The sequence below is a fragment of the Rhodobacter sp. SY28-1 genome, assembly GCF_005222785.1.
Classification (GTDB): domain Bacteria; phylum Pseudomonadota; class Alphaproteobacteria; order Rhodobacterales; family Rhodobacteraceae; genus Tabrizicola.
In genome coordinates this window covers 819,074-839,393 of record NZ_STGH01000002.1, presented here as the reverse complement: position 1 = coordinate 839,393, position 20,320 = coordinate 819,074, and the positions used below count along the sequence as shown (strand labels likewise).

Below are 20,320 nucleotides of genomic sequence, written 5' to 3'. Positions count from 1 at the left end.
CCCGCGAACAGGATAGGGATGTCTGACAGGACTTGCTGTAAGCGGGCGCTTAATCCGGGTCCCGTGAACCAGACGCTGCCATGTCCCGCTGCCCGCGCAGACGTCAGGTGATGCTTTCCAGCCGCTCCTTCGACAGGTCGCCCGGCACGATGGTGATCGGGATCGGCAGCGTGCCCGAGTTGCGGCTGAGAGCCGTAACCAGCGGTCCCGGCCCGGACTTGTCCGACCCCGCGCCCAGCACTAGGACACCGATTTCCGGGTCCTCCTTCACCTGGGCCAGGATCTCGTTCACCGGATCACCCTCGCGCACCACCAGCTCGGGGTTGACCCCCTGCTTGTCGCGCATCCATTTGGCGAAGACCTCGAAATGCGCCTCGATCCGCTCGCGCGCTTCGGCCCGCATCAGGTCGGCCACGCCCATCCAGGTCTGGAACTCTTCCGGCGGGACGACCGACAGGATCGTCACCCCACCCCCGGTATGCGCTGCCCGAAGCGCCGCGAACCGCATCGCGTTCAGGCATTCGCGGCTGTCGTCCAGCACGACCAGAAACTTCCGCATGTCTTTCCCCTTTGACGGCCGGATCATGGCCCGGCGGCCGGGGGGAAGGCAAGCCTTACCCGACTGTCGCCAGCGCCGGGACCTTGGGGTACAGCCGCCACAGCGTTAGGGTCCGCGTCGCGTTCAGCACCATCAGCGCCGCCCAAAGCCCGTGGTTTCCAAAGCTCGGCACAAGGACCAGAAGGGCGACCACATAGACCAGCACCGATAGCAGCATCGCCCGCAGCATGTCGCCGGTCAGCATCGCACCGATGAAGATGCCGTCGTAGATCCAGGCCGCGATGCCGATCAAGGGCGCGGCGATCAGCCAGGGCAGATAGGCCCGCGCCGCCTCGCGCACTTCGGGCGAGGTTGTGAGGAGGTCGATGATCCACGGCCCCGTCAGCCCGAAGATCACCGCGAGCCCCACCGCCCCGCCGATCCCCCATTGCATGCAGATGCGTCCCGCCGTGCGGACCTCCCGCTCGGACCGGGCGCCTACCGCCTGTCCGACCAGCGCCTCGGCCGCAAAGGCGAAACCGTCCAGCGCGTAGGCGGTGACTTCCAGGAACTGCATCAGCACCTGGTTCGCGGCCAGCGTCACGTCACCGAACCGGGCGCCCAGAAAGACGAAGCTGGTAAAGGACAGCTGCAGGATGATCGTCCGCGCCATGATGTCCCGGCTTGCCGTGAACATCCGCCGCAGCGCCACGCGGTCGCGCAGCCGGTCGATCCCGGCGCGCAGCCCCGGCCCGAAGGCATCGCGTGCCAGCCACAGCGCCAGCATGACCCCGGTCCATTCCGCGATCAGCGTCGCAAAGGCCACCCCCGGAACGCCCCAACCAAGCCCAAGGACGAACCACAGGTCCAGCGCGATGTTGATCCCGTTCTGCCAAAGCTGCAGCACCAGCACGCCCCGGGTCCGGCCCAGCCCGATCAGCCAGCCGGTCAGCGCATAAAGCGCGATGGTCGCGGGCGCGCCCCAGATGCGGATGGCCAGATACTGGCCTGCCAACCCTTCGACCTCGGCACTGGCCGGGGCCAGGCGGAACGCGGCCGCGAACAGAACCCCTTGCGCCATGACCAGCGCCAGCCCCGCCAGCCCGCCAATCATCAAGGCGCGCAATAGAACCGCCAGCCGCTCCGGCTTGTCGCCCGCCCCTTCGGCCTGCGCCGCCAGGCCCGAGGTCGACATCCGCAGGAACCCGAACGCCCAGTACAAGGTCGCCAGGATCACCGCGCCGATGCCCACGGCCCCAAGGCTCGCGGGATCGCCCAGCTGGCCGATCACCGCCGTATCGACAGCCCCCAGCAGCGGCACGGTCGCGTTCGACAGCACGATGGGCCCCGCGATCCGCAGGACCCGGCCATGGGTCAGCTCTGTCACCGCGCAGACCCGGACGGCTTGGCTTCGACGGGCGGCATCAGGAAATGCCCCGTGGCCTGCGCAAAGAGCCGCGCCCGGTTGTCCTGCCAGGCCTCGACATGCACCGACGCATAACGCCGTCCCGACCGGTTGACCCTCGCCCGGGCATAGGCATCGCGCGGCAGGCCCGACCGCAGGTAATCCACGGTGAAATCAATGGTCTTCGGCAGGCGCAGCGGCCCCTCGGGCAGTGCGCCTTCAGTTTCTACCCCGTCCCACAACGTGCTCCAGGCCAGCTCGATCATCGCCGCGATTTCCAGGAACGCCGCCGTCGCCCCCCCGTGCAGCGCAGGGAGGCCCGGATTGCCGATCAGGCTTTCCTTGAACGGCAGGACGGCCGTCAACTCATCGCCGCGCCGGTCGAATTCCACCCCCAGAAAGCGGATGTAGGGCACCCCGTCGACCAGCGTGCGGAGCAGCCCTTCACGACGCTGCTTGATGACATGGACCGGCTCGGGAGCTCTCATGCCTTGCGCTCCACCGTGAAGGCACCGGTCGCCATTGCCACCGGGCGGCTGTCGTCCTCGTCCGTCGCAACTGCCCGGACAAAGGCCACGCTGCGGGTAACATGATGACATTCGGCGCGCGTCCGGATCGTCTGCCCCGGTGTCGCGGGTCGCATGTAGTCGATCCGCAAATCCAGCGTCGCCGTGGAAAACCCCGCCTGCGGATGGCTCATCACCGCCGCCCCGCAGGCCGTGTCCATCAGCGCCGAAACGGCGCCCCCGTGGATCACCCCGGTTTCAGGATCGCCGATCAGCGCAGGCGAATAGGGCATGGTGATGGTGGCAACGCCCCCACCAATTTCTTCCAGCTGCATCCCCAGCGCATGGCTGTGCGGTAGGGCGGCGATGAAACTGCGGGCGGCGTCGGTCGCGTCTGGCATGGGATACCTCGACCGGCATCAAACCGCCGCCTCCGGGCGAAGGCAACCCCCCGAAACCGTTGCACCAATCCCGGGCGCGCCTTAGGCTTCCGTGCGGGAGGACCGCGGATGACCGACACCCGCCTCAGCTTCAAGGAAATGTGCGCCCGGTTCGACGTGACCCCGCGCACCTTGCGCTATTACGAATACATCGAGCTTCTGGCGCCCGAGAAGGAAGGCCGTGCCCGGTTCTACGGTCCCCGGGAAGTGGCACGCATGAAGCTGATTCTGCGGGGGCGCCGGTTTGGCTTTTCGCTGGAAGAGATTCGCCAGTGGCTTCTGATCTACGGGAAAAAGGGCGAACGCCCGCAGCTTGAAGCCTGGCTACAGCTGGCCGATCGGCAACTGGCTGCGCTGGAAAAACAACGCGATGAACTGGAAGGCTCCATCGCCGATCTGCGCGCCCTGCGCGAGACCGCCGTGCAGGAGCTTGAACGCCTGTGACCCCGGATCAAGCCCGACAGGGCCGAAAATCGCCTGGATCGTTGCTGGACGCGCCCCAGTTTCAAGAACGGCAGGCGTTTTGTTGCCGGAACCGACTACTTTCCCGCTTGGACATTGCCAATTGCCGTCAATTTGCCACAAATCCGCCGAACCGATGAAAAGGTTTGCGGGCATTGGTCTGACTCTCTGGGTGTGAAAGGGTGCTGGCATGTGGCGTGCGATATGCCGGTCCGGCTTTGTGGGGGTGATGGTGATGTCAGCAGCGACTGCCGGCGGTGATGCGGTTTCCGAAACCGCGCTTCATTTTTCCTGCACGAGCTCGACCCAAGTCGATACGTCGCGCCTGGCTGACATTTGCGCCGATTTTCTCGACGTGCTGAAGTCGCAACCCGGCTACCTAGTTCTGGACTCGGATGGCTCGGTCCCCGCTGCTGCGCCGGGACTCGAGATTGACGTCATCCGCGCCACCGACATCCAACTTGAACTTGTGCCAACCTGGATTGCGAGGTCCGGCACGCGCACAACATTGCCGTCGACCGGAACGATCGTTGTTGACACCGACATGACTAAGACCATGCGCCGTGACTTGTTCCTGCGCGTCCTCGCCTCTCCTCCACAGTAACCTTTTGTCCGAAGGAAGAATTACATGTGCATTCTTTGCGCGATGCGTGAGCCGCAAGACCCCCTTGCGGGCCTTGACCAGCATACCGATACCAGCGCGCCGGATGGGCTTTCCGCCCCCTGGACCTGGGACCAGATCGCCGCGCAGCTGACGAACGGCTATTGGGGTGGGGTGCAGTACAAGTTCAACCTGAACCAGTCACGGACCTTGACCTACAATGTTACCGGCCTGACCGCGCAGGAGGCGGCCATTGCGGTCGCCGCGCTGGAAGCCTGGAGCGAGGTCACCGGGATCACCTTCGTGGCAAGCACGTCGTCCTCGGCGAACCTGATGTTCGACAACAACAATTCGGGCGCCTACGCCAGCTTCAACATTTCCGGCGGTTTCATCACCCAGTCCTTCATCAACATCCAGCAGAACTGGTATCCAGGGCTCAACCTGAATAACTACAACCTGCAGACCTACATGCACGAGATCGGGCATGCGCTGGGTCTGGGTCACGCCGGCAACTACAACGGCTCGGCAACCTATGGCGTCGACAACCTCTACGACAACGACAGCTGGCTGGCGACGGTCATGTCGTATTTCAGTCAGACCGACAACACGCTGGTCCCCGGCAGCTTCGCCTGGATCGCCACCCTGATGCCCGCGGACATCATCGCCATCCAGAACCTTTACGGCTTCTCGGGCACGACGAACGGCGGCAACTCGACCTACGGCTTCAACTCGAACATCGGCGGCTATCTTCAGACCCTCCTGAACCAGTGGACCGGCGCGATCCCTGCCACCTCCGACGTCTATGTGGGCGACCCGATCGCCTTCACCATCTACGACTCGAACGGCATCGACACGGTCGACTTCTCGAACTTCAGCCAGAACCAGGAAATCTCGCTGATCGAGCTGACCTACTCCGACATCGGCGGCCTGATCGACAACATGACCATCGCCCGCGGCGTGGTGATCGAGAATGCGACCTCTGGAAACGGCAATGACACCCTGACCGGAAACGCGGCCAACAACATCCTGCGCGCCAACGGCGGGAATGACACGTTGAGCGGCAACCAGGGCCATGACACTCTTGAAGGCGGTTCCGGCAACGACTCTCTCTACGGCGGTGAGGGCGATGACCGTCTGGACGGCGGCGCGAACATCGACCGGATGGAGGGCGGCGTCGGCAACGACTACTATCTGGTCGACAATGCCTCGGACAACGTGGTCGAGGCATCGGGCCAGGGGACCGACACGGTCGAGACCACACTGACGAGCTATACGCTCGGGGCCAACGTCGAGATCCTGCTCCTGCGGTCCGGTGCCAATTCGAACGGCACCGGCAACGGGCTGGACAACACCTTGGCTGCGGGCGCGGGCAACGACACGCTGTCGGGCCTCGGCGGGGTGGACTGGCTTTATGGCGACGCGGGCAACGACAGCCTCGACGGCGGGTCCGAGACCGACGCGCTCTGGGGTGGCACCGGGGCCGATACCCTGATCGGCGGCGACGGCGGCGACAACCTGGAAGGTGAGACGGGCGACGACCGGCTCTTCGGTGGCAATGGCGTTGACTGGCTCTTCGGCGGCGATGACCAGGACCGGCTGGAGGGCGGCAACGACACCGATGCGCTGTTCGGCGGCTTTGGCAATGACTCGCTCTACGGCGACAACGGCGGCGACAACCTCGACGGCGGCTACGGCAACGACGTGCTCTACGGAGGGCAGGGAGTCGACTGGCTCTACGGCTCGTTCGACAACGATTCGCTTTATGGCGGCAACGACACCGACGCGCTCTTCGGGCAGGAAGGGAATGACCTTCTCGACGGCGGCGACGGTGGCGACAATCTCGATGGCGGCATCGGCGACGACAACCTGTCGGGCGGGGCGGGCAACGACTGGCTTTACGGCCAGGCAGGCCAGGACTTGCTGAACGGCGGCGACAATGACGACGTGCTCTGGGGCGGTGCCGACAGCGATACGCTGGTCGGCGGCAACGGCGCAGACCATCTGGACGGCGGTGACGGTGCCGACTGGCTGACCGGCGGTGCAGGCCGTGACGTCTATCACGGCGGGGCAGGGGTCGATCACTTCGAGATCATCACGGCGGATGCCGAGGACCTGTTCCTTGACTTCACCACGGGCACCGACCGGGTCGTGCTGGACCGCGCCGGGCTTGGCATTGCCGCAGGGGCGACGCTGGCGGCGATGTGGCAGACCGGGGCAGGCCTTCCGACCAACTTCGGCGGCACCTCGCCTGTCCTGTACTACGACACCAACTTCCGGGCCCTGTTCCTCGATCTTGATGGGGGCTCCAGCAGCAATGCCGTGGCGCTGTTCAGCATGGCCGAGGGCAGCAATCTGGCCCTGGCGGATCTTCTGCTTGTCTGACAGGCGCCATCGACAGCGCGGGGGCCGGGTTCAGGCTCGGCCCCGACCTGCTGTCGATTCCGGCAATCCTGCAACAGACCGCACAACTCTGCGCGCGCCGTGTTGCAGCTTTAGGGTTTCCGAAACATTTATCTGGCGTTCTGTGCGTTAACAGGTCCCGGAAGGAAAGTTACGAACGTGTTGATGGATCGCACCCGGCGCAAACACCGCATACTCGTGATGATCGGCACCCGGCCCGAGGCGATCAAGCTTGCCCCGGTTGCCCTGGCGCTGCGGCGTGAACCCGGCGTCCAGCTGACCGTCTGCCTCTCCGGCCAACACCCGGCAATGGCGCGCGATGCGCTGACCAGCTTCGGCATCGTGCCCGATGCCGAACTGGCGCTGGATGCGACGGCCACCACGGCGGGCGCCCGCTTTACGGATCTGCACCGTGCCATTTCCGCCCTCCTTGACCGCCAGCCGCAGGACCGGATCATCGTGCAGGGCGACACCTCGACCGCGCTCGCGGGGGCCATCGCGGGCTTCCATGCCGGTGTTCCGGTGGCGCATGTCGAAGCCGGGCTCCGCACCGGCAACCTCGCCGGCCCCTGGCCCGAGGAAGGCTATCGCCGGATGATCGCGCCCATCGCCGACCTGCATTTCGCGCCGACAGAACGGGCGCGCCAGAACCTCCTCGCCGAAGGCGTCGACCCGGCAAGCGTCCACCTGACCGGAAACACCGTTGTCGACGCCCTGATCGCAGTCCGCGCCCTTATCGCCAAGTCACCCGCAACCGCACAGCGGCTTGCCGACTGGCGGCACGACATCTCGGGCGGCAAGCCCATCGTCCTTGTCACCCTGCATCGGCGTGAAAGCCATGGGTCAATCCTGACCGGGGTCGCGACGGCGCTGCGCGACCTGGCCGAAGAATTCCGCGACTACGCCTTCGTCCTGCCTGTGCATCCGAATCCGGCGGTTTCGGGCAGCATCCGCAGTGTGCTGGCCGACCAGCCGAATGTCCGCCTGCTCGATCCCCTCGGCTACGAGGACTTCGTATATGTGATGAGCGCGGCCTCCCTGATCGTCACCGATTCCGGCGGCGTCCAAGAAGAGGCGCCCACTTTCGGCGTGCCGATCCTGGTGGTGCGCAACGAATCCGAACGGCCCGAGGCGATTGCCGCCGGATTTGCCCAGCTGACCGGCACGGAACCCGACCGCATCCTTGCGGCAGCGCGCGACATCCTGCAGCGCGGCGGCAAGTCCGACCTTCGCGGCAAGGTCAATCCCTTCGGCGATGGCACGGCGTCCGACCGGATTGTCCGGCTGCTTCTGGCCCGCAACGACGCCGATGCGGCGGCCGATGCGGCGGCAGAGGCGATCGTCGTCGCTCCGCCCGACCTTGCTGCCGATCTCGTGCGCTTCGTGCAGTAACGTGTCGCGGGCGGGCCGCACTTTCGGCCCGCACCGCGACCGACCCGGTCAATGTGCAAGAAGTACCGGGATCTCGGCGCTCTCCAGCATGTCCCGTGTCGCTCCACCCAGGATCGCCTCGCGGAATCGGCTGTGACCATAGGCGCCCATCACCAGAAGACCGGCGTCGAAGTCGCGCAGATGCTGTGCAAGGACATCCGACACGCGGGGCAGGGTCCTGGCCAGAACCACGACCTCGGCCCGGATGCCGTGGCGCACCAGAAGCTGGCACAGAAGGCCGCCGGGGTCTGACCGTTCGGGACCATGCGGCGGCGGATCGATCACGACGATCTGCACCGCCTCGGCCCGGCGCAGGAAGGGCATTGCCCGGCGCGTGGCGACCAGCGCCTCGCGGCTCTGGTTCCAGGCCACGACGATACGCTTGGGATCGCCGGGTTTCATGCCGGAGGGCGGCACGATCAGAGTGGGGGCCATGCCTTCGAACAGGGCAGCCTCGGTGACCGCCTCGTCTTCGACCCCGCGCCCCTTGCCATAGGGCATCGGCAGGATCACCAGATCGGAGTAGCGGGCGCGCGAGGCGACCACATCGGTCAGGGCACCCAACTGGGTGACCACGGAATCTACCGAAGACCGCAAGGCGGGCTGCTGCGCCGCGATGGCCGCACTCAGCGCCTTCTCGCTTTCCCGAGCCTCGGCCTCGGCACGTTCCATTGCCGCGGCGATGACCACGGCCCCTGACCCGACATAGGAATAGCCGACCTGCGTCCGGTCGACCCCAAGCGCCAGGGCATCAAGGTGAGCGTCCATCCCGACGGCAACCTGTGCCGCCGCGGTGACAGTTGTCAGTAACCCCTCAGGCGAGGTGGCGACAGTCAGGAGGGATTTATAGGCCATGTTCAGCTCCCGGATTTGCTACGATGATCCTTGCCGATTCAAGGCTGTCTCACTTTGACGCAGGTCAACTTGGTCACAAAGCTGGTTTGATACAGATCATGGCAGACAGACAGTGCTGCGGCGCAGAAGAACGTGTCGACGAGACCGGCTCGCTCCAGAACATGGGGATGGCAGTCGGCCAGACAAGACGAAGGGACGCAAACAATGTGGGATTACCTAAAATTGGCAGGGCTTGGCCTCGTCGCGGTATGTGCCGCGATCGCGGCGAATTACGCCCATGACCTGGCCTATCAGGTCAACGCGATAACCGTGATGCTGGCCGCGGGCATCGCCTTTCTCTGGGTGGTGCGGACGGCCGGCGATCCGAAGCCGAACCAAAGCCACGAATACTTCGACAGCGTGATCCGCGCCGGAGCCATCGCGACCGCCTTCTGGGGGGCCGTTGGCTTTCTGGTCGGCGTCGTCATCGCGCTGCAGCTGGCCTTCCCGCAGCTGAACTTCGAATGGTTGCAGGGCTACGGCAACTTCGGCCGCCTGCGCCCCCTGCACACCAGCGCGGTGATCTTCGCCTTCGGCGGCAACGCGCTGATCATGTCATCCTTCTACATCGTCCAGCGCACCAGCGCTGCGCGCCTCTTCGGCGGCAGCCTTGGCTGGTTCGTGTTCTGGGGCTGGCAGCTGGTCATCGTCCTGGCCGCCACCGGCTATGTCCTGGGGGCCACCCAGGGCAAGGAATACGCCGAGCCGGTCTGGTACGTCGACATCCTGATCACCGTGGTCTGGGTCGCCTTCCTGATCACCTTCATGGGCACCCTCTTCAAGCGGAAGGAACCCCACATTTACGTGGCGAACTGGTTCCTTCTGTCGATGATCCTGACCGTGGCGATGCTCCACCTCGTGAACAACGCCGCGATCCCGGTGTCGATCTTCGGTTCGGCACAGGTCCAGCTGTACGCCGGCGTGCAGGACGCGATGGTGCAGTGGTGGTACGGCCACAACGCCGTGGGCTTCTTCCTGACCGCGGGCTTCCTGGGGATGATGTACTACTTCGTCCCGAAACAGGCCGAACGCCCCGTCTACAGCTACAAGCTGTCGATCATCCACTTCTGGGCGCTGATCTTCCTGTATATCTGGGCCGGTCCGCACCACCTGCACTACACCGCGCTGCCGGACTGGGCCTCGACCCTTGGCATGGTCTTCTCGGTGATCCTGTGGATGCCCTCCTGGGGTGGCATGATCAACGGGCTGATGACCCTGTCGGGCGCTTGGGACAAGCTGCGCACCGACCCGATCATCCGGATGATGGTCGTCTCCATCGGCTTTTACGGCATGTCGACCTTCGAAGGCCCGATGATGTCGATCAAGGCCGTGAACTCCCTGTCGCACTACACCGACTGGACCATCGGTCACGTCCATTCCGGCGCCTTGGGCTGGAACGGGATGATCACCTTCGGCGTCCTCTACTATCTGGTGCCGCGCCTGTGGAACCGCGAGGGCCTCTACTCTCTCAAGCTGGTCAGCTGGCACTTCTGGCTCGCCACCATCGGGATCGTCCTCTACGCCTCGGCCATGTGGGTCACGGGCATCATGGAAGGCCTGATGTGGCGTGAAGTCGACGCGAACGGGTTCCTCGTGAACGCCTTCGCCGACACGGTGGCCGCGAAGTTCCCGATGTATGTGGTGCGGGCGACCGGTGGTCTCCTGTTCCTGACGGGGGCGCTGATCATGTGCTGGAACCTCTGGATGACCGTCCGTGCGCAACCCGCACGCGTCACCCAGAACTCTGCCGTTCCGGCTGAATAAGGAAACGGACCCATGGGTATTCTTGACAAGCACAAGGTCATCGAGACCAACGCGACCCTGCTGATGATCCTCAGCCTTCTGGTCGTGACCATTGGCGGGATCGTGCAGATCGTCCCCCTCTTCTACCTGGAAAACACCATCGAGAAGGTGGAAGGCGTCCGGCCCTACACCCCGCTCGAACTTGCAGGGCGTGACATCTACGTCCGCGAAGGCTGCTACGGCTGCCACAGCCAGATGATCCGCCCGATGCGGGATGAGGTCGAACGCTATGGCCACTACAGCCTTGCGGCCGAATCCATGTACGACCGGCCGTTCCAGTGGGGGTCAAAGCGCACCGGGCCGGACCTCGCCCGCGTCGGTGGCCGCTACTCGGACGAATGGCACCAGGACCACTTCCAGAACGCCAAGTCCGTGGTGCCGGAATCGGTGATGCCGCCCTATGGCTTCCTTGCCAACCGGATCATCGACGGCAAATACATCCAGGATGTGGTCGCCACCAACCGGATGACGGGCGTTCCCTATGACGACGCGATGGTGGAAAACGCGCTGGCCGACTTCACCGCACAGGCTGACCCTCTGGGCGACAGCTCGGGACTGGAAGAACGCTATGGCGAGGCCGCCTTCGGCACCCCGGTCAACGTCCGCAACTTCGACGGCCAGCCCGAACTGACCGAGATGGACGCCCTGATCGCCTATATCCAGGTCCTGGGCACTATGGTCGACTTCTCGACCTACACCCCTGTGGCGAACCGGTAAGGAGGCAGAAATGGAAACCTATTCCTTCCTCCGCCACATGGCTGACAGCTGGTTCCTGCTGGCGATGACGCTTGGCTTCCTCGGTCTCTGCCTCTGGGCTTTCCGGCCCGGATCGCGCGAGGCGCACCAGGAGATCGCCGCTTCGATCTTCCGCAACGACGACCGTCCTGCGGAAGAAATCCCTGCCAAGAAGGAGGGCTGAGGCCATGGCCAAGCCATTGAAGAAAGAAGTACGGCAGGTCGAAACGACCGGCCACCAGTGGGACGGGATCGAGGAATACAACAACCCGCTGCCGCGCTGGTGGGTCTGGGTCTTCTACCTCACGATCGTCTGGGGCATCGGTTATACCATCGCCTATCCTGCCTGGCCGTTGATCTCCCAGGCGACCCCCGGGCTCCTCGGGGCTTCGACCCGGGCTGATGTGGCAGCGGAAATCGCTTCGGTCGATGCGGGGAACGCGGCGATCAAGGAACGTCTGATCGCGGCCGACCTCAATGCCATCGGCGCCGATCCGGACCTTGCGGGCTACGCCGAACGGGCCGGGGCGGCGGTCTTCCGCACCAACTGCACCACCTGTCACGGCTCGGGTGCTGCCGGGTTCGAAGGCAAGGGCTATCCCAACCTTCTGGACGACGACTGGCTTTGGGGCGGCACGATGGAGGACATCCATCTGACCATCACCCACGGCATCCGCAACACCACCGACCCGGACGCCCGCTATTCGGAAATGCCGAAGTTCGGTCTGGACGGCATCCTGGACGAAACCCAGATCGCCCAGGTGGCAGAGCATGTGCTGGCCATCTCGGGGCAAGAGCATGACGCAGGCCTCGCGGCAGAAGGCGCGACGATCTATGCCGACAACTGCGCCGCCTGCCACATGGAAGACGGCTCGGGCGACCGCACGCAAGGTGCGCCCAAGCTGACCGACGCGATCTGGCTTTACGGCGGGTCGCGCGAAAAGATCATCGAGACGGTGACCAAGGCCCGCTTCGGCGTCATGCCGAACTGGAGCCCGCGCCTCTCCGAAGACGAAATCCGCGCCGTGGCCTTCTATGTCCACGGTCGCGGTGGCGGGGAGTGACGTCCCCGGTTCCCTTGAACCTGAAAGGGGGCCTTCGGGTCCCCTTCTTTTTTGCCTCAACCCATCGAGCTTCCGGGTCCGGCCCGATCCCGGCTGCGCTGGCGGTCCACCCGATTGACCCAGACCACCATCCCGATGCCCGTCGCGATGTAGACGGTTCCCGCAATCAGGACGATCTCTCCGGGAACTGGCCCGATATCCGCCCGGGCCACGAATGCATCGAAGGAAGGAACCGGTGTCGGGTGGACCATCAGCTTGCCCGCATAGGCCAGCGTCTGGATCAAGAGGATCCACAGGTAGTTTGACCGCACCCGCCGCGCCACGGCCACCATGTAGCTGACGTGGTATTGCGGGGTGCTGTAGTCTTTTGCCAGGGTGACCTGCCAGTCCTCCTCGGTATGCAGATCGCCGTCCATCAGCATCGGCACATAGAAATGCCGCTCGATCCAGCGCGCCCTTGCCCGCCAGACGTTGAAGAACCGATAGCGCCGCGCCTCCAGTGTCAGGAACAGCAGGATCAACACGCCGACCAGCACCAGCGGCAGGGGTGAGGCTTCGGGAGAGGAGTAGGTGATCGACAGGGCCACCCCCAAGGTCACCACCGCCCAGTTCGTCGTGGTATCCAATCGGGTGCGCCAGACTGTGCTGCGATAGACCTCGCCCCGGTAAAGATGCGCAATTGCACCGATCTCTGCGGCCGAGAACTCCTCGGTCGCAACAGCCCTGCGTTTGACGGTCATGAGGCCCTCCCCCCTTGCCGCTTGATCCCAGCATGGCAGGAGCCGCGCCATCGGTCAAAGGCAGCGTTATGGCCCGGGGTCGCAGGGATCACGCGGATTTGCGCCGCATTGCCGCATTCCCTCTGTCAACCGGGCGCTGCTATTGATGCAGGTCAAGGCCCGCTTGCCCGGAATGGCCGATTGCAGGCAGGATAATGAACTGGCCCCGCGCCAGTGGTCCCAAGGAAGGCGCTGCCGTGTCCACCCCCGAAGCCGAACCCAGTCTCTACGCTGCCCGCGAGCCGGTCTTCCCCCGCCGGGTGAAGGGCACATTCCGGACGCTCAAGTGGTGGATCATGGGGATCACGCTCGGCATCTACTACATCACCCCCTGGCTGCGCTGGGACCGGGGCCCCAACCTGCCCGATCAGGCGGTGCTGGTGGACCTCGCCAACCGCCGCTTCTTCTTCTTCATGATCGAGATCTGGCCGCACGAATTCTACTTCGTCGCGGGCCTACTCATCATGGCGGGCCTCGGCCTGTTCCTGTTCACCAGCGCCGCCGGCCGCGTCTGGTGCGGCTACGCCTGCCCGCAGACCGTCTGGACCGACCTCTTCATCCTGGTCGAGCGATGGGTCGAAGGCGACCGCAACGCCCGCATCCGTCTGCATCGCCAGCCCTGGAACTGGGAAAAGCTGGTCAAGAACGGCATCAAGTGGTGGATCTGGCTGTTCATCGGCCTCGCCACCGGCGGCGCCTGGGTCTTCTACTTCACCGACGCGCCGACCCTTCTGCGCGACCTCGTGACCTTCCAGGCCCACCCCGTCGCCTATCTCACCATCCTGATCCTCACCTTCACCACTTTCTTCTTCGGCGGTTTCGCCCGGGAACAGATCTGCATCTACGCCTGCCCCTGGCCCCGCATCCAGGCCGCGATGATGGACGAGGATACCCTCACCATCGCCTACCGCGAATGGCGGGGCGAGCCGCGCGGCAAGCAGACCGTGGAGGGCAACGGCGACTGCATCGATTGCATGGCCTGCGTCAACGTCTGCCCAATGGGGATCGACATCAGGAATGGCCAGCAGCTCGCCTGCATCACCTGCGGCCTCTGCATCGACGCCTGCAACGACGTGATGGACCGGATCGGCAAGCCGCGCGACCTGATCGGCTACCTCGCCCTGACGGATGAGACCCGCGAACGCGCCGGCCATACCCCGAAATCCGTCTGGTCCCACGTCTTCCGCGTCCGCACCATGCTTTACACCGTGCTCTGGGCCGGGGTCGGCATCGGCCTGGTCGTGGCGCTTTTCCTCCGCTCGCCCATCGACGTGAACGTGACCCCGGTCCGCAATCCGACCTTCGTCACCCTGTCGGACGGCTCGATCCGCAACGCCTACGACATTCGACTGCGCAACATGCACGGCGAGGATGCCCAGTTCACCATGGCCGTCACGTCGGACGCCTTCGTGACCCTCGGCCTTGAAGGCGAGACCGGCCTCACCGTCACCGTCCCCGCGAACGAGACGATGTCCCAGCGCGTCTACCTGACCGCCGCCCCTGGCAGCCAGGCCGCGCAGGAAGACCGGACCGATGTCCGCCTCTGGGTCGAGGAACAAGGGACGACGAACCGCGTGCACCATGATACGATCTTCAACGGAAAGGAGGACAGCGATGGCTGAACTTACCGGCAAACATGTCCTCGTCATCACCGTCTCGGCCTTCGCCGTCATCATCGGGGTCAATCTCCTCCTCGCCGTGAAGGCGGTCTCGACCTTCCCCGGCCTCGAAGTCCAGAACTCCTACGTCGCCTCCCAGGGCTTTGACGCCCGTAAGGCCGCACAAGAGGCGCTGGGCTGGACGATGACACCGACCTATGCCGAAGGCCGCCTGACCCTGGCCTTCACCGACCGCGACAACCTGCCCGTTACAGTCGACAACCTTCAGGTCCTTGTCGGCCGCACCACCGAAACCAGGTATGACGCCTTCCCCGCTTTCACCCGCGAGGGCGACCATTATGCCGCGGACCTTCCGCTCGCGGATGGCAAATGGATGGTGAAGGTCACTGCCACCTCCGCCGACGGAACGCTTTTCGAGCAGCGCTCCGAACTGTTCGTGAAAGGCTGACATGGCCCTCGCCGAAGACTTCGCCAATACCCGCGCGCCGGTCTCGGCCTGCCCGGCTTGCGCCGTCGTCCCTGCTGCCGAACGCATCGCGGCCCTCCGCGCCGAACGGGCGGGCCGCATCGTCCTGTCCCTGCCGAACGCAGGCGGCGCGCAGTCCATTTCCACCGTCGAGGCCGCCCTTCAGGCCCTTCCCGGCGTCCACTCCGCACGCGTCAACCTCACCCTCAAGCGCGTCAGCGTCGAGGCCGAAGGCCATGTCACCGCCGCCCAGCTGATCGCCGTGCTGGAAGGGCAGGGCCAGGAAGCCCACGAACTTGACCCCGGCCTCCTCTCCGTGACCGAGACCGACCGTCAGGGCCGCGAACTTCTGATGCGCCTCGGCGTCGCGTTCTTCTCGATGATGAACGTCATGCTCCTTTCGGTCGCCGTCTGGTCGGGGGCCGAAGATGCCACCCGCGACCTCTTCCACTGGATTTCCGGGGCCATCGCGCTGCCGACCGTCATCTTCGCCGGACAACCCTTCTTCAAATCCGCCTGGGCCTCCCTGCGCCAGGGCAAGCTCGGCATGGACGTGCCGATCTCCCTCGCCCTGATCCTCGCCTCCTCCATCTCGGTGTTCGAGACGTGGAACTCCGGCCACCACGCCTATTTCGACGCCGCCGTGATGCTCGCGTTCTTCCTCCTCCTCGGCCGTTACCTCGACCACCGGACCCGCGCCATCGCCCGGTCAGCGGCGGAGGAACTGGCCGCCCTCGAAGTCCCCCGCGCGATCCTCCTGATCGACGGCACCGAAGTCGAAACCCCCATCGCCGCCGTCGCCGCTGGCGACATGGTCCTCGTCCGCCCCGGCGCGCGGATGCCGGTGGACGGCGTGGTCCTCCACGGCGCGTCCGAGCTTGACCGCAGCCTCCTCACCGGCGAAAGCCTCCCCGTCCCGGCTGGGCAGGGCACCGTGGTCAGCGCGGGCGAGGTCAACCTGACCGGCCCCCTGACCGTGCAAGTCACCGCCGCAGGCAAGGATTCAAGCCTCCACCGCATGGCCGACCTGGTCGCCGTGGCCGAGGGCACCAAGACCCGCTACACCAGCCTCGCCGACCGCGCCTCGCGCCTTTACTCGCCCCTCGTCCATATCCTGTCCTTCAGCGCCTTCGGCTACTGGATGTGGGCCACCGGCGGCGACCTGCGCTATGCGATCAACATCTCCGCCGCTGTCCTCATCATCACCTGCCCCTGTGCCCTTGGTCTTGCGGTCCCGGCGGTCATCACCTCCGCCTCCGGTCGCCTGTTCCGCAAGGGCCTCCTCATCAAGCACGGCACGGCCCTCGAACGACTGGCCGAGGTCGACACCGTCGTCTTCGACAAGACCGGCACCCTGACGCTCGGCACTCCCGAGCCCGTCGCCCTGACCGACCACCCGCAGGACGCGGTCGCTGTCGCCGCCGCCCTCGCCGCAGGCTCCTCCCACCCGCTCGCCCGCGCCCTGGCCGAGGGCGCGAAAGCCGCAGGCATCGCCCCGGCGCAAGTTACCGATATCCGTGAGGTCCCCGGCCACGGCATCGAGGGCGAATTCAATGGCACCCGCGTCCGCCTTGGCCGCGCCGACTGGTGCGGGGCCGACCCTCTGCCGATGACCGCGACCTACCTGTCGCTGAACGGCCAGACCCATGCCTTCGCCTTCACCGACCGGCTTCGCCCCGGCGCAGAACAGGCTGTCGCCGCCCTGAAAGCCGCAGGCCTGAAGGTCGAACTCCTGTCGGGCGACGCCGAAGCCCCGGTCCGTGACCTCGCAGACCGCCTCGGCATCCCGCAATGGCAGGCCGGGGTCCTCCCCGCCGAAAAGGCCGCCCGCGTCGGGCAACTCTCTGCCGAAGGCCGCAAGGTCCTCATGGTCGGCGACGGCCTCAACGACACCGCCGCCCTCGCCGCCGCCCATGTCTCAATCTCCCCCGCCTCGGCCCTCGACGCAGCGCGGGTCGCCTCGGACATCGTCCTTCTTGGCCAGGACATCGCGCCCATCGGGGACGCTGTGCGGATCAGCCGTCAGGCGACCCGGCGGATGATCGAGAACTTCCTGATCTCGGGCGGCTACAACATCGTCGCCGTGCCGCTGGCGCTGGTCGGCATGGCCACGCCGCTTGCGGCTGCCCTGGCGATGTCGCTATCCTCCATCACCGTCTCGCTGAATGCGATGAGACTGAAGTAATGGAAATCCTCGCGATCCTCATCCCGGTTTCGCTGCTTCTGGGCGGCATCGGCCTCGCTGCCTTCTTCTGGGCCATGCGGACGAAACAGTTCGACGACCCCGAAGGCGACGCGAACCGCATCCTGATGAAGGACTGGGACGACCGTCCAAGGCCCTGAAATCAAAGGTTAACACCACCCTAACGGAAAAGTGCAACCCCTTGATTCCATTGGAATCGCGGCGTTTGTCCACCGTGGACAATGTCAGGCGATCGTCACCGTCGCCGACTGCAGGCCCTCGATTTCAACCTTGCAGGTGTCCCCCCGATTGAGGGGTCCCACGCCAGCCGGTGTGCCGGTAAAGATCAGGTCCCCCGGCGACAGGCTGACCATCTGGCTCAGCGCCGCGATGATCGATTCCGGCGTCCAGATCATGTCGGACGTCAGCGCCTCCTGCCGCACCGCCCCGTTCACCGAACAGCGCAGCCTGGCCACCGGCAGCGGCCCCGGCTTGATCGCCCCCACCACCGCCGACTTGTCGAATCCCTTCGCCATGTCCCAGGGCCGCCGCCGCTCCTTCGCCTCGGCCTGCAGGTCGCGCCGGGTCAGGTCGTTCCCCGCCGCATACCCCCAGATCATCGCTGCCGCCGCCTCTTCCGAGACCATCTTGCCCCCCTTGCCGATGGCCACCACCAGCTCCCCCTCGTGATGGAGGTTCTGGGTGGCCGGAGGGTAGGGAATCCGGGACCCGGACTCGACCACCGCATCGGCTGGCTTCGTGAAGAAGAACGGCGCTTCCTTCTCGGGATCGCCCCCCATCTCCTTGGTATGCTCGGCATAGTTCCGGCCCACGCAGAAGATGCGGCGGACCGGGAACCGTTCGGCACGGCCCGTCACCGGCAAGGTGACCGTTGGCAGGGCGGGGAAAACCAGCGCGACCATGTCAGCCTCCCACTGTTTCGCAGGGGATCGCGCGGGCCGACAGGCGGCGGCAGGCAAGCTCGGCCTGCTCTTCCGTCAGCCCCATGAAGCTCGCCCGCCAGGCCCCGCCCGACTGGGTTGTCTTCCGCAAGCCCTCGTTCAGCGTCGCACTCTCGGCCAGCGCGGTCTTGAGCAGCGCCTTTTCCGCTTCGTAGCGCGAGGGGTACTCGCCGACATTCACCCCGAAATGCCGCCCGCCAGACGTGGACAGCACCACAACGACTTCCTCGTCCTGGTTGACCTCGGCTTCTGCGGTCTCGACCGCGTCGAAGATCGGCGCCTGCCGTTTGGGCATTGCCGGGGCCGCAAGGGCAAGGTCGGTCGCAGGCGGCGCGATTGCCGTGGCACCCGCTACGGTCTCGACCTCCGTCACCTCAGTCATCAGGGCGAGCGGCGCATCGGTCGTGGCTCCGACCCCCGCATCCGTCACGACCAGTTCGGGCGCGGCCTCGGCGACGACAATCTCTTCCGTCAGTGGGGCAGCCTCGGCGACCACGACCTCTTCCACAACCGGGGCGGCAGGGACTTCCTCTGCCGGGGCGGCCTCGGCGACCTGCGGCAGGGCAAGCGTCTCGGGCCGTGCCTTGGGTTTCAGCGCGGCCAGCGCCGGGTCGGTGACAGGTTCAGGAGCAACTTCCGCGACCATCGTTTCGGTCGACGACCCGTTCAGCGCTGCGGCCTGCGCGTCCAGCGTGCCGGGTTCGACCGCCGCCAAAGCCGTTTCCGCCGTCACTTCTTCGGTTGCCAGGGGGACAGTTGCCGCCTCGGCCGCAACTTCGGCAAGCGCAGTTTCCACCGCAGCCGCTTCTTCGGGCGAGGCGGTTGCAGCGGGCGCTTCAGCCGCCGCCATGGCTTCGGCCTGGAACTCCAGCGTGCCTTCCGGCGCAGGCTCGGCGGTCGCTTCGGCCAGCGCGCCGTCGATCCCTTCGGCCATGGCAATCGCCACGGCATCCGGAACCACGGTGGTATCCGGGCGTGCCTTCGGTCGCGGCGAAGACTTCACCTCGCCGGACACCCGGACGGTCTTGCCCGCGCCGCCCGGGGCGTCGATCTCGTCGATCCCGTTCTCCAGCGAAGCAATCAGCGCATCGTCGAGTGGTGCCGCCTGCGGTGGCTGCTCCTTGACCTTGTTCTTTGCCTTGCCAAAACCGATGTCCATCAGCTCGGCCATCTTGGCGTTGCGGTTGGCGGTCGAGGTGCCACCGAAAACCGTGGCAATGATGTGCTTGTTGCCGCGATGGGCCGAGGCAGTCAGGTTGAACCCGGCAGGCGAGGTGTAGCCGGTCTTGATCCCGTCTGCGCCCTCATAGCTGTCCAGAAAACGCGAGTTCGTGTTGGCGACCGTCGCGATCCCGGCATCCGCCGTCCGGCGCGAGAAGATGTGATAGTACTGCGGGAAATCGTAGAACACATGCCGACCGAGGATGTTCATGTCGCGCGCGGTCGACAGGTGCCCCTCGGCCGTCAGGCCGTTCGCGTTCTTGAACGTCGTGTTGTTCATCCCCAGCTGGCGCGCCGTGCGGGTCATCCGCTTGGCAAAGCTGGCCGCGTCACCGCCGATGTGGTCGCCGAGTGCCGAGGCCGCATCGTTGGCCGACTTGATCGCCGCCGCGCGGATCAGGTAGCGCACGGCGATCTTCTGTCCCGGTTTCAGGCCCAGACGGGACGGCGGCTGCGAGGCCGCGTATTTGGTCACCGTCACCTTGGTGTCCAGCGACAGGCGTCCTGCCTCGATTTCCTGGAAGACGATGTAGAGCGTCATCATCTTGGTCAGAGACGCGGGATGCAGCCGCGTGTCCGCATTCTTTTCGTAGAGAACCTCGCCGGTTCGGCCGTCCATCACGATGGCCGCGAAGGGTGCGGCCTGCAACGGAGACGTTACCACGACGGTCGTGACAACAAATGCCAAGAAAATAGCGCGATAAACCCGCCCGAGAAGCGATACCACGTCGCCCACCCTTTGCCTGTTGGCCCGGATTTTCCGGTGCCTTATTCTGCCTCAGGCGAAACGCTAGCACAGGTTCTGTGATCCG

Annotated in this window: 20 protein-coding genes; 12 read left to right on the top strand and 8 right to left on the bottom strand. The window is 65.5% G+C overall.

From position 1 onward, the window contains the following. Positions 1-103: 103 nt before the first annotated feature. The 4 genes from E8M84_RS13195 to E8M84_RS13180 are packed head-to-tail and all read right to left on the bottom strand — an operon-like array spanning position 104 to position 2,850. The gene (locus E8M84_RS13195; protein WP_137111630.1) at positions 104-559 is read right to left on the bottom strand and encodes a universal stress protein; all 456 of its coding nucleotides are present in this window, start codon (positions 557-559) and stop codon (positions 104-106) included. 55 nt (positions 560-614) lie between these two features. Then, positions 615-1,925 (bottom strand): MATE family efflux transporter, encoded by a 1,311-nt coding sequence (locus tag E8M84_RS13190; protein ID WP_137111629.1) that lies wholly within the window; start codon positions 1,923-1,925, stop codon positions 615-617. Further along, positions 1,922-2,431, bottom strand: a complete 510-nt coding sequence (locus E8M84_RS13185; RefSeq protein WP_137111628.1) for a PaaI family thioesterase — start codon at positions 2,429-2,431, stop codon at positions 1,922-1,924. The genes E8M84_RS13190 and E8M84_RS13185 overlap by 4 nt, the downstream gene beginning before the upstream one ends. Beyond that, on the bottom strand, positions 2,428-2,850 hold the full coding sequence (locus E8M84_RS13180) for a PaaI family thioesterase (protein ID WP_137111627.1): 423 nt from the start codon (positions 2,848-2,850) through the stop codon (positions 2,428-2,430). Before E8M84_RS13180 ends, E8M84_RS13185 begins: the two co-directional genes overlap by 4 nt. A gap of 108 nt (positions 2,851-2,958) precedes the next feature. Between E8M84_RS13180 and E8M84_RS13175 the strand changes: the two genes are divergently transcribed. From E8M84_RS13175 to wecB, 4 genes are all read left to right on the top strand, one after another. Continuing rightward, positions 2,959-3,333, top strand: a complete 375-nt coding sequence (locus E8M84_RS13175; RefSeq protein ID WP_137111626.1) for a MerR family DNA-binding transcriptional regulator — start codon at positions 2,959-2,961, stop codon at positions 3,331-3,333. Between the two features lie 208 nt (positions 3,334-3,541). Beyond that, positions 3,542-3,955: a hypothetical protein gene (locus tag E8M84_RS13170; RefSeq protein WP_137111625.1), complete on the top strand. Its 414-nt coding sequence runs from the start codon at positions 3,542-3,544 to the stop codon at positions 3,953-3,955. Positions 3,956-3,979: 24 nt separating this feature from the next. Beyond that, the gene (locus tag E8M84_RS13165) at positions 3,980-6,334 is read left to right on the top strand and encodes a M10 family metallopeptidase (RefSeq protein WP_137111624.1); all 2,355 of its coding nucleotides are present in this window, start codon (positions 3,980-3,982) and stop codon (positions 6,332-6,334) included. A gap of 219 nt (positions 6,335-6,553) precedes the next feature. Further along, positions 6,554-7,744: a non-hydrolyzing UDP-N-acetylglucosamine 2-epimerase gene (gene wecB / locus E8M84_RS13160; protein ID WP_170971929.1), complete on the top strand. Its 1,191-nt coding sequence runs from the start codon at positions 6,554-6,556 to the stop codon at positions 7,742-7,744. Positions 7,745-7,792: 48 nt separating this feature from the next. Here the strand turns inward: wecB and E8M84_RS13155 are convergent, their stop codons facing one another. Beyond that, positions 7,793-8,638: a universal stress protein gene (locus E8M84_RS13155; RefSeq protein ID WP_137111622.1), complete on the bottom strand. Its 846-nt coding sequence runs from the start codon at positions 8,636-8,638 to the stop codon at positions 7,793-7,795. 204 nt (positions 8,639-8,842) lie between these two features. Between E8M84_RS13155 and ccoN the strand changes: the two genes are divergently transcribed. The 4 genes from ccoN to ccoP are packed head-to-tail and all read left to right on the top strand — an operon-like array spanning position 8,843 to position 12,279. Beyond that, on the top strand, positions 8,843-10,441 hold the full coding sequence (gene ccoN, locus E8M84_RS13150; RefSeq protein ID WP_137111621.1) for a cytochrome-c oxidase, cbb3-type subunit I: 1,599 nt from the start codon (positions 8,843-8,845) through the stop codon (positions 10,439-10,441). A gap of 12 nt (positions 10,442-10,453) precedes the next feature. Continuing rightward, the gene (gene ccoO / locus E8M84_RS13145) at positions 10,454-11,197 is read left to right on the top strand and encodes a cytochrome-c oxidase, cbb3-type subunit II (protein WP_137111620.1); all 744 of its coding nucleotides are present in this window, start codon (positions 10,454-10,456) and stop codon (positions 11,195-11,197) included. Between the two features lie 10 nt (positions 11,198-11,207). Beyond that, positions 11,208-11,399 (top strand): cbb3-type cytochrome c oxidase subunit 3, encoded by a 192-nt coding sequence (locus E8M84_RS13140; protein WP_137111619.1) that lies wholly within the window; start codon positions 11,208-11,210, stop codon positions 11,397-11,399. 4 nt (positions 11,400-11,403) lie between these two features. Next, on the top strand, positions 11,404-12,279 hold the full coding sequence (ccoP, locus tag E8M84_RS13135; RefSeq protein ID WP_137111618.1) for a cytochrome-c oxidase, cbb3-type subunit III: 876 nt from the start codon (positions 11,404-11,406) through the stop codon (positions 12,277-12,279). 56 nt (positions 12,280-12,335) lie between these two features. Here the strand turns inward: ccoP and E8M84_RS13130 are convergent, their stop codons facing one another. Beyond that, positions 12,336-13,019, bottom strand: coding sequence for a DUF2270 domain-containing protein (locus E8M84_RS13130; RefSeq protein ID WP_137111617.1), 684 nt, complete (start codon positions 13,017-13,019; stop codon positions 12,336-12,338). A 194-nt stretch (positions 13,020-13,213) separates the two neighbouring features. Between E8M84_RS13130 and ccoG the strand changes: the two genes are divergently transcribed. From ccoG to ccoS, 4 genes are read left to right on the top strand one after another with little or no spacing between them, the layout of a single operon-like run. Next, positions 13,214-14,680, top strand: a complete 1,467-nt coding sequence (gene ccoG / locus E8M84_RS13125) for a cytochrome c oxidase accessory protein CcoG (protein WP_394347417.1) — start codon at positions 13,214-13,216, stop codon at positions 14,678-14,680. Next, positions 14,673-15,125, top strand: a complete 453-nt coding sequence (locus tag E8M84_RS13120; protein ID WP_137111616.1) for a FixH family protein — start codon at positions 14,673-14,675, stop codon at positions 15,123-15,125. Before ccoG ends, E8M84_RS13120 begins: the two co-directional genes overlap by 8 nt. Before the next feature lies 1 nt (position 15,126). Further along, positions 15,127-17,328 (top strand): heavy metal translocating P-type ATPase, encoded by a 2,202-nt coding sequence (locus tag E8M84_RS13115; protein WP_137111615.1) that lies wholly within the window; start codon positions 15,127-15,129, stop codon positions 17,326-17,328. Continuing rightward, a complete protein-coding gene (gene ccoS, locus E8M84_RS13110; RefSeq protein ID WP_137111614.1) occupies positions 17,328-17,486 on the top strand; it encodes a cbb3-type cytochrome oxidase assembly protein CcoS in 159 nt (52 codons plus the stop codon). Before E8M84_RS13115 ends, ccoS begins: the two co-directional genes overlap by 1 nt. A gap of 84 nt (positions 17,487-17,570) precedes the next feature. Here the strand turns inward: ccoS and E8M84_RS13105 are convergent, their stop codons facing one another. Continuing rightward, positions 17,571-18,248, bottom strand: coding sequence for a fumarylacetoacetate hydrolase family protein (locus tag E8M84_RS13105; protein ID WP_137111613.1), 678 nt, complete (start codon positions 18,246-18,248; stop codon positions 17,571-17,573). A gap of 1 nt (position 18,249) precedes the next feature. Next, positions 18,250-20,196: a serine hydrolase gene (locus E8M84_RS21675; RefSeq protein WP_276607120.1), complete on the bottom strand. Its 1,947-nt coding sequence runs from the start codon at positions 20,194-20,196 to the stop codon at positions 18,250-18,252. Positions 20,197-20,320 lie beyond the last annotated feature (124 nt).

Bases quoted from the DNA above. Each gene is read 5' to 3' on its own strand.
- E8M84_RS13180 (WP_137111627.1), bottom strand. From the start codon at position 2,850: ATGCCAGACGCGACCGACGCCGCCCGCAGTTTCATCGCCGCCCTACCG.
- E8M84_RS13105 (WP_137111613.1), bottom strand. From the start codon at position 18,248: ATGGTCGCGCTGGTTTTCCCCGCCCTGCCAACGGTCACCTTGCCGGTG.
- E8M84_RS13140 (WP_137111619.1), top strand. From the start codon at position 11,208: ATGGAAACCTATTCCTTCCTCCGCCACATGGCTGACAGCTGGTTCCTG.
- E8M84_RS13115 (WP_137111615.1), top strand. From the start codon at position 15,127: ATGGCCCTCGCCGAAGACTTCGCCAATACCCGCGCGCCGGTCTCGGCC.
- E8M84_RS13185 (WP_137111628.1), bottom strand. From the start codon at position 2,431: ATGAGAGCTCCCGAGCCGGTCCATGTCATCAAGCAGCGTCGTGAAGGG.
- ccoG (WP_394347417.1), top strand. From the start codon at position 13,214: ATGAACTGGCCCCGCGCCAGTGGTCCCAAGGAAGGCGCTGCCGTGTCC.
- E8M84_RS13155 (WP_137111622.1), bottom strand. From the start codon at position 8,638: ATGGCCTATAAATCCCTCCTGACTGTCGCCACCTCGCCTGAGGGGTTA.
- E8M84_RS13175 (WP_137111626.1), top strand. From the start codon at position 2,959: ATGACCGACACCCGCCTCAGCTTCAAGGAAATGTGCGCCCGGTTCGAC.
- E8M84_RS13130 (WP_137111617.1), bottom strand. From the start codon at position 13,019: ATGACCGTCAAACGCAGGGCTGTTGCGACCGAGGAGTTCTCGGCCGCA.
- E8M84_RS13170 (WP_137111625.1), top strand. From the start codon at position 3,542: ATGTGGCGTGCGATATGCCGGTCCGGCTTTGTGGGGGTGATGGTGATG.
- ccoP (WP_137111618.1), top strand. From the start codon at position 11,404: ATGGCCAAGCCATTGAAGAAAGAAGTACGGCAGGTCGAAACGACCGGC.
- E8M84_RS13165 (WP_137111624.1), top strand. From the start codon at position 3,980: ATGTGCATTCTTTGCGCGATGCGTGAGCCGCAAGACCCCCTTGCGGGC.
- ccoN (WP_137111621.1), top strand. From the start codon at position 8,843: ATGTGGGATTACCTAAAATTGGCAGGGCTTGGCCTCGTCGCGGTATGT.
- ccoO (WP_137111620.1), top strand. From the start codon at position 10,454: ATGGGTATTCTTGACAAGCACAAGGTCATCGAGACCAACGCGACCCTG.
- E8M84_RS13195 (WP_137111630.1), bottom strand. From the start codon at position 559: ATGCGGAAGTTTCTGGTCGTGCTGGACGACAGCCGCGAATGCCTGAAC.
- wecB (WP_170971929.1), top strand. From the start codon at position 6,554: ATGATCGGCACCCGGCCCGAGGCGATCAAGCTTGCCCCGGTTGCCCTG.
- ccoS (WP_137111614.1), top strand. From the start codon at position 17,328: ATGGAAATCCTCGCGATCCTCATCCCGGTTTCGCTGCTTCTGGGCGGC.
- E8M84_RS13120 (WP_137111616.1), top strand. From the start codon at position 14,673: ATGGCTGAACTTACCGGCAAACATGTCCTCGTCATCACCGTCTCGGCC.